The sequence below is a fragment of the Corynebacterium sp. genome (genome assembly GCF_022712195.1).
Classification (GTDB): Bacteria; Actinomycetota; Actinomycetes; order Mycobacteriales; family Mycobacteriaceae; genus Corynebacterium.
In genome coordinates this window covers 1-9,872 of the sequence record NZ_JALAGY010000047.1, presented here as the reverse complement: position 1 = coordinate 9,872, position 9,872 = coordinate 1, and the positions used below count along the sequence as shown (strand labels likewise).

Genomic DNA, 9,872 nt, shown 5'->3' with positions numbered 1-9,872 from the left:
GGGTGGGACTGGACGGTGCCGGTCGCGGCCGTCACCCCTCCATCATGCCCCTGCGGGCGCGATCACCGCTGACGAGCGTGTTCGGACGCCGACTGTGCCGGACCGGGCGGAGATGTCCGCGGTTGTTGTTAGGCTGAACCACATGACAAAGCGGATCAACGTCGTCGGGGCAGTTCTGACGGACGGTACGAAGGTTCTCGCAGCTCAACGCGGCGAGGGCATGTCTCTGGCAGGCATGTGGGAGTTCCCGGGCGGGAAGATCGAATCTGGCGAAAGTCCCGAAGCCGCTCTCCGGCGAGAACTGAAGGAAGAGCTTCTCTGCGTGGCGGAGATCGGCGACAAGGTGGAGACCACAGAGTACGAGTATGACTTCGGTACCGTCGTCTTAACCACCTACTTCGGTCAGATTATCGACAAAGAACCCACGTTAACGGAGCATTCCGAGGTCCGCTGGGTCGAGGCACGGGATCTACCTGACCTCCAGTGGGCACCCGCAGATATCCCCGCCGTTGACCGCGTCGTCGCGCAACTCACATCATGAGGCTCGAAAGCACCTCGGTAGGTGCAGGTACGGCATACGGGTTCCTTGACCGCACTGTCGACTCGGAGCACCTCTTTCACCCCAATCTCATTGCCAATCGTGACGGCAACACGATGGTCCGTGCGATCCTGGAAGAGATGAAGCGGTCGAAGCGCCTAGACTTCTCTGTCGCGTTCATCACCTCAGGGGCGCTTGGACTTCTCAAGCAGGCGCTACGTGATTTCGCTGGTGAGGCGCGGATCATCACGTCGACCTACCTCGACTTCAACGAGCCAGACATGTTTCGTGAGCTGTTGAATCTCGACAACGTGGAGGTGCTGGTTCACCCCGGAACCGACGGCGGGTTCCATGCAAAGGGCTACGTCTTCACGCAGGAACACACCTTGTCCGCGATAATCGGTAGCTCGAACCTCACTCGCAACGCGCTGATCCGGAATCAGGAATGGAACCTACGGTTCTCTGCGCTCCCCGAGGGAGACATCACTTACCAATTGTGCGCTGCGATCGAAGAACAACGCGCTGCCTCTTTCGTGCTTACCCGTGAGTGGATCGATGAATACGAACGCGCTCGCCAGCTGCGTGTGAGCCCGGTAATGGCCGAGGCTATTGAAGCTGGTGGCGTTCCGACAGGGCGTATTGTCGCGAACTCTATGCAAAAAGAGGCGCTGGCTGAGATTCGGCGCGTCCGTGAGATGGGGGAGAGTCGGGCGCTCGTTATCTCAGCTACCGGTACAGGAAAAACAATTCTGGCAGCGCTCGCGGCGCGAGAAATGGAACCGCAGCGGATCCTCTTCGTCGTCCACAGGGAACAGATCCTCGATAAGGCGATCGCCGAGTTCAAACGCGTCCTTGAGTGGGATGATTCCGACGTTGGCCGCATAGTCGGAACCGAAAAGGAAATCGATCGGCCGCATGCTTTCGCAATGGTTCAGACACTGTCGAAGGCTGGATTCTTGGAGTCTATCCCGCGCGATGCCTTTGACCTGGTGATTATCGATGAAGTGCACAGGGCCGGCGCGGCGAGTTATGAAAGGGTCATCGAACACTTCCAGCCTAAATTCCTACTCGGTCTTACCGCGACGCCAGAGCGCACGGATGATTTCAATGTATTCAAACTCTTCGATCACAACGTGCCTTATGAGATTCGACTGCAAGAAGCCCTTCAGGCAGACATGCTTGCACCTTTCGACTACTATGGAGTCACTGAATACATCGATGACTCTGGAGTGGTGAAGGATGAAACTTCGAATTTGAGCAAGCTCATCGCTCCGGAGCGCATCGAGTACATCCTGGACATGCTGCGCACGTATGGTTTTCCATCGGGCGTGAAAGGGCTAATATTCTGCAGCAGCAAGAAGGAAGCTCACGAGCTTTCCGCGCTACTTAATCAGCGGTCATTGAACGGTAGCCGTTTGCGGACTCTGCCTCTCACTGGGGAGTCTTCAAGGGCGGAACGAGAGATGGCAACTATGGCGTTGGAGAGCGGTGAGCTTGATTACATTCTCACGCGAGATATTTTCAATGAGGGGATCGATATTCCCGCTGTGAACCAAGTAGTGATGCTGCGCAACACTGAATCTAGCATCGTATTCACGCAGCAGCTCGGACGAGGTTTGCGCAAGAGCCCAGGAAAAGACCACCTGCGGGTGATCGACTTCATCGGAAACTACAAGAACAATTTCCTCATCCCGATCGCCTTGTTTGGTGACAACAGTCTCAATAGGGATACGGTCAAGGAAAAGTTGATCCGTGCGCAAGCAGCTGGATCAATCGCAGGGATATCGAGTGTTAACTTCGACGAGATTTCTCGTAAGCGGGTTCTTGAATCGCTCGCGAAGTCATCGCTTGACAGCATGCATAATCTCAAAACTGCCATTCGTGATCTGCGCAACCGTATCGGCCATTTACCGATGCTTTCTGACTTTGCTCATCACGGCACAGTTGATCCGGTGGTGCTTGCAACAAAGAAGAAGAGCTACTGGACGCTGTTGTCTGGCTTCGAAAAGGATATTCCTGCGCCGTCCCGTGACGAGGAAGCGTTTCTGTCGTTGCTGGATAATGAGTTTCTCAATGGAAAGCGACCGCACGAACTTTTGTTGATCCAGTGGCTGCTTGATCAGCGCACTCTCACTAGAGATGGGTATGCGCAGTTACTCATTGAACATGGTTGTGTTGCCGACGATGCCACGATCTCTTCCGTGGAGCGACTTCTGACACTTGACTTCTTTACGAAGGAGGAGGTGAAGAAATATGGACCGAGTCCAGTGATTGATCACGTCCAAAGGAGCTATCGTTTAAATCCTGTTTTCCGAGAGATGTATGAAGGGAGCCAACGATTCGCGGAGCACGTGAACGACGCCGTTGAAACTGGACTTTTTCTGTCTCGGCATGCGGAATCTTGGCGAGGTGCGCTCATCGAAGGCCGTCAGTACACGCGCAAGGACGTGTGTAGGATGCTCAACTTCGAGTCAAATCAGTACAGTACCCTTTATGGCTACAAGACCGATAGCTTCTCGAATAGTTGCCCTATCTTCATTACCTATGAAAAATCCGAGGATATTTCCGCGACGACGCGTTACGAAGACGGTTTTGATGATGAGTCGACTATAAACTGGTTTACCAAGAGTCGAACATCCCTGAAGAGCAAGCGTGAGAACGATATTGCGAACAACAAGTTTCCGCTCCATGTCTTTGTTAAGAAGGATGATGTCGAAGGCAGCGACTTCTTCTACCTCGGCAAGGCGCATGCGCGGGACGCTTCCGATACGCACATTTCGGACAAGAATGGTAATGATGTGTCTATCGTCAATATGAAGCTAGACCTGGAGACGCCTGTGGATCCGGCGCTGTACGGGTATCTGACTGCCCCACTGGCTCGCTAGCACGGTCGGTGGGGTCCGGTCTGCTGCAGTGAGCTTGACCATGAGCCCCGTTTCGGTGCTGGGGCTACTTATCCTCAATCTGGTTGCGGACCCAACATTGGTGTGTTTTCTTCAATTCCTGAAAGCTCCAGTTCACCTGTAGTCCGTGAAGCGGCAATCTTCGGGCCTTATCGTCTCGTCCCGTGAAACGATCCCACCGTAGCGCGGCCCTGGCCGCCGTCGTCCCCGTCCTGATGTTGGCCCCATTGCCCGTCGCCAGTGCAACCGACTCGGTCGGGGACTCCGGTCCGGGAATCACATCAAGCGCCACCACGGGATCCATCGACGACCCCGGCCGTGGCAGCGGTGCGGACACGACCGTCGTGATTAACGAGGTCGAGTCCAACGGCGACGCCGACGGCGACTGGGTCGAACTCGCCAACACCGATCCCGACAACTCCGTCGACGTCGCCGGCTGGACCATCATCGACGGCGATGACTCCCACAACCCCATCGTCCTGCCTCAGGACACTGAGATCGAGTCCGGCGGCTACCTCGTCGTATCCACCGACGACAGCTTCGGGCTCGGCAGCACCGACTCCGTCACCCTCTCCGACTCCTCCGGCGCGGTCATCGACGAGACCAACTGGTCCGGCCATGCCGCTACCACCTGGGGTCGCGTGCCCGACATGTCCGGAGACTTCACCGTCACAGGTGAACCCACGAAGGGGCTGCGCAACGTCGCGCCCGGGGAGACAGACGGCGCGCAGCCCGGCACCGAACCGTGGCCCTTCGACCCGCAGAATGTCACACCCGTCACCCTCACAGACGACCACGCCGGCCGGTTCACCGAAGACTTCACCGGCGAAGACATGTCCGGAGTCGACTTCGGAAACGACGGGAAAGCCTACGTCGTCAACAACGACGAGGGCGTCCTGTACGTCCTCAGTCCGAAGGACGGCAACAGCTACCACGTGGACGCGCGCCACCAGCTGCGCTACCCCGACGGTACGGGCCTGCCGGACGCGGAAGGCGTGACCCTCGGACAGGACGGCGCGGTCTACGTGGCGACCGAGCGTGACAACTCCGACGCCACCAAGAAGACCTCCCGCCCCTCCGTCCTACGCTATGAGCTCCGCGACGCCGCCGGCGTGGACGACGCCGAGCTGACCGCCACAGACGAATGGAACCTCGCCGAGTTCACCGGCGACGTCGAGGCCAACGGCGGACCGGAGACCGTCAGCTGGATCTTCGGCTCACTCTTCGCCGTCGGCGTGGAGGAGACCGGCGACGTGCTCCTCGTCGACCTCTCCGGCGACGCCGCAACACTGGTGCAGCGCGTTCATTCCTCCTTGGAGGGAGTCATGGCCAGCGACTACGACGCGTACACCGGTGAGCTGACCGTCATGTGCGACGAGGTCTGCGGTGGTGCGTCACAGGTCCTCGTCGCCGGGGACGGAGAAGACGGTGCGGACTTCGCGCCGAAGAACGACACTGTCCACGCCCGCCCCGCCGGCACCGGCAATCTCGCCAACGAGGGCTACGCCCGCCACGTCGCGCCAGACGGCACCGAACGCTTTCTGTGGGCTGATGACGGTGCCACCGACGGTGTGGGGTTGCGCGGCGCCGTGGGCACTGACGGTGGAGGAGCCCGTCGACTACCGTTGTAGGTCCCCGTCGGCTCCCTCCGCCGCACCGAGAGATAGGCCGGACCCGTGAACGCACCCACGAACCCCACCGTCCCGCCGGACGGCTTCCGCGTCTTCCTCAATGTCCTGGTCAACACCGCCGTCGCGAACATCACCACCAGCTTCCTCTGGTTCGCCCTGACCTTCTGGATCTACGCCGAGACGCGCAACGTCATCGCCACCGGAGTGTTCGGGGCGTCCTACATGCTCTTCGTGTCGCTGTTCAGCATGTTCTTCGGCACCCTCGTCGACCGGTTCCGCAAGAAGAACGTGATGGTGTGGGCCACCCTGACCGCACTCACGGTGATCCTGCTGGACATCGTGTTCTTCTTCATCGTCGGTGAGCGCAGGATCGTCGACCTGGGCACACCGTGGTTCTGGGTGTTCGCCGTCGTCCTGCTCGCCGGGGCGGTCGTCGAACAACTCCGCAACATCGCCCTGTCGACCACCGTCACCCTGCTCGTCGCCGAGGAACGCCGCGCCAACGCCAACGGACTGGTCGGCACCGTCCAGGGCATGGCGATGCTGGTCACTAGTGTCTTCAGCGGACTCTCCGTGGGCTTCCTCGGAATGGGGTGGACACTGGTCATCGGGGTCGCCGTGATGGCCCTGACGCTGCTCCACCTGGTCACCGTACGAATCCCCGAGGCGGAGATCGTGCAGTCCGGGGAATCCGTGGGCTGGGTCGACGTCCGAGGTGGCTGGCTGGCCGTCCTCGCGGTTCCCGGGCTCCTCGCCCTGGTCCTGTTCACCACCCTCAACAACCTCTTCGGCGGGGTGCAGATGGCCCTGATGGACCCCTACGGCATCGACCTGTTCGGTGTACAGGGGTGGGGTATCTGGTTCGCCGTGGCGTCCACCGGACTGTTCATCGGCGGAGGGGTGGTCGCGACGTGGGGACTGGGACGCAACCCGATCCGGACCATGCTGCTCTTCGCCGGCGGGATCGGCGTGGTCGGTGCGGTGATGACACTGCGCGAGTGGGGCTGGCTGTTCGTCGTCGGCATCTGGCTGATGATGGCCTTCATCCCCGCCGTCGAGGCCGCCGAGCAGACGGTGATCCAGAAGGTGGTCCCCTATGCGAGACAGGGGAGGGTCTTCGGCTTCGCCATGACCTTCGAGGCGGCGACCGCCCCGGTGACCGCGTTGCTCGTCGCACCTCTCGCACAGTGGTGGGTCATCCCCTACCTGGACACCGACGACGGGCGCAGGCAGTGGGAGTGGCTGCTGGGAACAGGGGAGTCGCGCGGCATGGCGCTGATCCTCGTCGCCGCCGGCGTCCTCTGCGTTGCCCTGGCGGTGGCCGCGCTGTGCACGCCCCAGTACCGGAGACTGTCGCGGAGCTACACCGGCGCGGAGAGTGGCTCCGATGCGCTCCCGGACGACTCTCCCGGTCGGCGCTGAGCCGTCCCGGGACACCTACAGTTCGTCGACCAGCTCCACCACCCGCTCCGCCGTGCCCCACGACAGTGTCACCCCTGCACCGCCGTGGCCGTAGGCGGCGATGACGGGAAGGGCGTGTCCGTCGACCCGTTCCAGACGCACCGTCTCGCGCGCCGGACGCAGTCCCGCGCCGTGGCCGAGGATCGGCAGTTCCGCCAGCTCAGGGACCAGTGCCTCGGCCCGGGAGAGGATCGCCTCGGCCGTGGCCTGGTCCGGGGCCTCGTCCCAGGACCCGACCTCCGCCGTCCCGCCGACCACGATCTCGTCCTCCCGGGGGAAGACGTAGGTCAGCGCGGCGGGGTCGTCGGAGTCGACCGCCCACTCGGTGAGCCGCGGTCCGTCCTCACCGCCGTCGCCGTTGGCGAAGACCATCACCTGGCCACGCACCGGGGTCACGGCGTCATCACCGCCGAGGAGTTCGCCGCCCCGCAGTCCGCCGGCGATGACCACGGCGTCCGCCGTGCCGGACAGCTCGTCCAGCGAGGTCACGGTGCGCCACCGGAAAGCCACGCCGTTCATCCTGCAGGAGTCCATCAGCCAGGCCAGGTACCTCGAGGTCATGATCATCGGCAGTGTGGCGCGGACGCCGCCGTCGACCGGCCGGACCGCGTCGTCACCGAGCACCTTCACCACCGGAGCCACCCACGAGCGGTCCGGCGGGACGAGACGTTCGTGGAGCACCCCCGTGCGCATCCGCACCGGTGGCACGTCATCGGTGAAGTCGTCCACCTCACCGTCTGGATCGTCTGTACCAACGCTGTCGGCCAACGAGGCCAGCTCCATGAAGCGACGCAGTGACCGCTCGAGCACCTCGTCCGCGCCTTCCGCCCGGTACGGGAACCACAGGGCGCCGGCCAGGGCGGAGACCGTGTCGCCTGGGCCGTGGTCGGCGACGACGGTGACCTCGTGGCCTGCGTTCGCGAGATCGTGGGCGCAGGACAGGCCGATGACCCCGGCGCCGATGACGGTGATTCTGGACGGGGTGGGAGACACGGAAGGCATGGGCACCATTGTCGCACCCCGGTCAGCCGGGAAGGATCTCCGTGTCCCATCCGTCACTGGTACGGGTGTACCTCACCCGGCGTGACGGCCCCTCGTCGTCACCCTCCCAGAACAGGTACTCGCGGGGGACCACGGCGAAGACCGCCCACGTCGCAGGCGGGTCCTGCCCGGCCAGGCCAGGGTTCGCCCGGTCGAACTCCGCCCACCGTCGGCGCCGTTCCTCCCGGGGTTCCCGGGCGAGACCGCTGTCGTTCAGCCAGGCGAGCAGCTGCAGGTAGCGGGGTTGGCCGGCGTAGACGGCCCGCTCGGTCTCCCCGTCCACCCGGACAGTGTCGCCGACCACCGTGACCTGGCGGGAGGCGTCCCCGGTCAGCACGGTCAGGGACGCCCTGCCGTCAGCCTCGATGTCACGGACCTTCTGTGAGCGGGTGTCGGTGTGGAACAGCACGGCACCGTCCTCCCGGACCCCGTTGACGTTCACGGTCCGGGTGCGCGGACAGCCGTCGCCGTCCACCGTGGCCAGTGTCATCAGGGTGGGGGACTCGTCGAGGTGGTCGATGAACAGGCGGACGGGATCAGTCACCGGACCTCCCGTCAGCTGCGTTGTCCACGTCGTACTTGAGCTGCACCATCCCGTTGCCGAAGCTCCTCGACGAGCGCAGGGACAGGGCCAGGGCCAGGTCGGGGAGGAACCGCAGCCCGCCGCCGACGGTGACGGGGCACACCAGCATGTGGATCTGGTCGACCAGCCCGAGCCGCAGCGCCTCGGCGGCGAGGGTGGGGCCGTCGACCGTGAGGTCACCCTCGGCGACCTTCAGCCGCTGCACGTCAGAGGCCCGGAACTCGCGTTCCAGGGTGGTGTTCCCGGTCCACACCTCAGGCAGGGTGGTGGAGTAGACGACCTTCTCCGCCTCGCACCAGATCCTCGCCCACACGGCGGACTCCTCCGACTGCGCGGCTGCCGCGGGATCGGTCTCCCAGACGTGCATCATCTCGTACATGCGGCGGCCGTACAGGTAGGTGCGGACGTTCGCGGTGTCGGCGTTGATGACGGAGAGCACTTCCTCGTCCGGCACCGCCCAGTCGAAGCGTCCGTCCCTGTCGGCGACGAAACCGTCCGCCGACACGATCATCGAGTAGATCAGCTGGCCCATGGTGTGCCTCCTGGCGTGGTGTACCCACAGCCTACGTGCGATCCCGGAACCCGCGCCGCGCCCCCTGGGTCGCCAGGAGGCACTGGAGGACCAGCACGGCCGCCGTCGCCGCGGCGGGGATCCAGAAGGCCCAGGTCGCCGACCAGCCGTAGACGGGGAAGAGCACCATCGGGGTCACGGACGAACCGTAGAACCGGAACGCCTGGACCGTGGACAACAGGGACGTGCCCCGGGGCGCGCGCAGGACCAGCAGGTTGATGCTCAGCTGGATCCCCTGTGCGCTGAGGACCGCGAGGGCCCAGCACACCGCGACGGCCCAGGGGGCGGGGACCACCGGTGTCAGGGCCAGCACCACCACGGCCACGGTCAGGCTGCCGAGCAGGACGCGGGTCGGCCCGACCCTGTCGGCGAGTCTGCCGAGTGTGCCGGCGAAGAGGAAGGCTGCCAGGCCGCCGCACATCACCACCAGTCCGCGTCCGACGGCGTCGAGGCCGAAGTCGCTCTCCAGGTGTACGGACGTCACCGCGGAGAGCCCGAAGAGGCCGAATCCGATGACCGCGCTCGTCGCGGTGTGGATCAGGGTGGGTGTCCACCGGACCCGTCCGGTCGCGCCGGCGGTCCGTGCCGGGGGTGGGACGTCGGGTACGCCGACGACGAGGATCCACAGGGCCGCGGCCAGGACCACGGTGTACACCAGCTGCCAGTCCACCGTCGACGCCACCCCGGACACCAGGGGCGCGGACAGCAGGCCCAGGGACTGCATGGCCACGTAGGTGCCCATCGCGGATCCGAACCGCGCCGCCGGGACGCAGGTCTTCAGGACGAGCTGCAGGACAGGCAGGGTGAAGGCGTTGGCCAGGCCCATCACCAGGAAGCCGGTGAGGAAGACGGCCCAGGAGGTGGTGAGCATGCAGGTCAGCGCACCGGCGCAGGTCACCGCGTAGGCGCAGCGGATGGTGGTGCGGGGGCGGAGTCCCCGCACCACGTGGGTGGAGACCAGCATCATCGTGGCGAAGGGGAGCAGGTAGACCAGCATCGCGACCGCGGACTGCTCCAGGGTGACGGAGAAGGTCTCCGCCACGTCCGGCAGGACGACGGCCACGGACTGTGCGGCGAAGGGCCCGATGAATCCGCCCAGGTAGATCGCGGACAGGTGCAGCCGACGGGGTGCGGGCCGCTGGCC

8 protein-coding genes are annotated in these 9,872 nt (G+C 63.7%); 4 read left to right on the top strand and 4 right to left on the bottom strand.

Annotation, left to right across the window (positions count from 1 at the left end):
- Positions 1-142 precede the first annotated feature (142 nt).
- The 4 genes from Q0A34_RS05845 (at position 143) to Q0A34_RS05830 (ending at position 6,494) form a co-directional block, all read left to right on the top strand.
- Positions 143-541, top strand: coding sequence for a (deoxy)nucleoside triphosphate pyrophosphohydrolase (locus Q0A34_RS05845; protein WP_291479072.1), 399 nt, complete (start codon positions 143-145; stop codon positions 539-541).
- Positions 538-3,423, top strand: a complete 2,886-nt coding sequence (locus Q0A34_RS05840) for a DEAD/DEAH box helicase (RefSeq protein WP_291479070.1) — start codon at positions 538-540, stop codon at positions 3,421-3,423. The genes Q0A34_RS05845 and Q0A34_RS05840 overlap by 4 nt, the downstream gene beginning before the upstream one ends.
- Positions 3,424-3,605: 182 nt before the next feature.
- A complete protein-coding gene (locus tag Q0A34_RS05835) occupies positions 3,606-5,072 on the top strand; it encodes a lamin tail domain-containing protein (protein WP_291479069.1) in 1,467 nt (488 codons plus the stop codon).
- 45 nt (positions 5,073-5,117) lie between these two features.
- Positions 5,118-6,494, top strand: a complete 1,377-nt coding sequence (locus Q0A34_RS05830) for an MFS transporter (RefSeq protein ID WP_291479068.1) — start codon at positions 5,118-5,120, stop codon at positions 6,492-6,494.
- A 15-nt stretch (positions 6,495-6,509) separates the two neighbouring features.
- Here the strand turns inward: Q0A34_RS05830 and Q0A34_RS05825 are convergent, their stop codons facing one another.
- From Q0A34_RS05825 to Q0A34_RS05810, 4 genes are all read right to left on the bottom strand, one after another.
- Entirely contained in the window at positions 6,510-7,535 is a 1,026-nt protein-coding gene (locus tag Q0A34_RS05825; protein WP_291479067.1) for an FAD-dependent oxidoreductase, read from the bottom strand.
- A 22-nt stretch (positions 7,536-7,557) separates the two neighbouring features.
- Positions 7,558-8,118: a pyridoxamine 5'-phosphate oxidase family protein gene (locus Q0A34_RS05820; RefSeq protein ID WP_291479066.1), complete on the bottom strand. Its 561-nt coding sequence runs from the start codon at positions 8,116-8,118 to the stop codon at positions 7,558-7,560.
- Positions 8,111-8,689 carry a dihydrofolate reductase family protein gene (locus tag Q0A34_RS05815; RefSeq protein ID WP_291479065.1) on the bottom strand — a complete coding sequence of 193 codons (579 nt, stop codon included), beginning with the start codon at positions 8,687-8,689 and terminating at the stop codon, positions 8,111-8,113. The genes Q0A34_RS05820 and Q0A34_RS05815 overlap by 8 nt, the downstream gene beginning before the upstream one ends.
- Positions 8,690-8,720: 31 nt before the next feature.
- A partial coding sequence (locus Q0A34_RS05810; RefSeq protein WP_363316433.1) for an MFS transporter occupies positions 8,721-9,872 on the bottom strand: 1,152 nt, incomplete at its 5' end.

Bases quoted from the DNA above. Each gene is read 5' to 3' on its own strand.
- Q0A34_RS05845 (WP_291479072.1), top strand. From the start codon at position 143: ATGACAAAGCGGATCAACGTCGTCGGGGCAGTTCTGACGGACGGTACG.
- Q0A34_RS05840 (WP_291479070.1), top strand. From the start codon at position 538: ATGAGGCTCGAAAGCACCTCGGTAGGTGCAGGTACGGCATACGGGTTC.
- Q0A34_RS05825 (WP_291479067.1), bottom strand. From the start codon at position 7,535: ATGCCTTCCGTGTCTCCCACCCCGTCCAGAATCACCGTCATCGGCGCC.
- Q0A34_RS05815 (WP_291479065.1), bottom strand. From the start codon at position 8,689: ATGGGCCAGCTGATCTACTCGATGATCGTGTCGGCGGACGGTTTCGTC.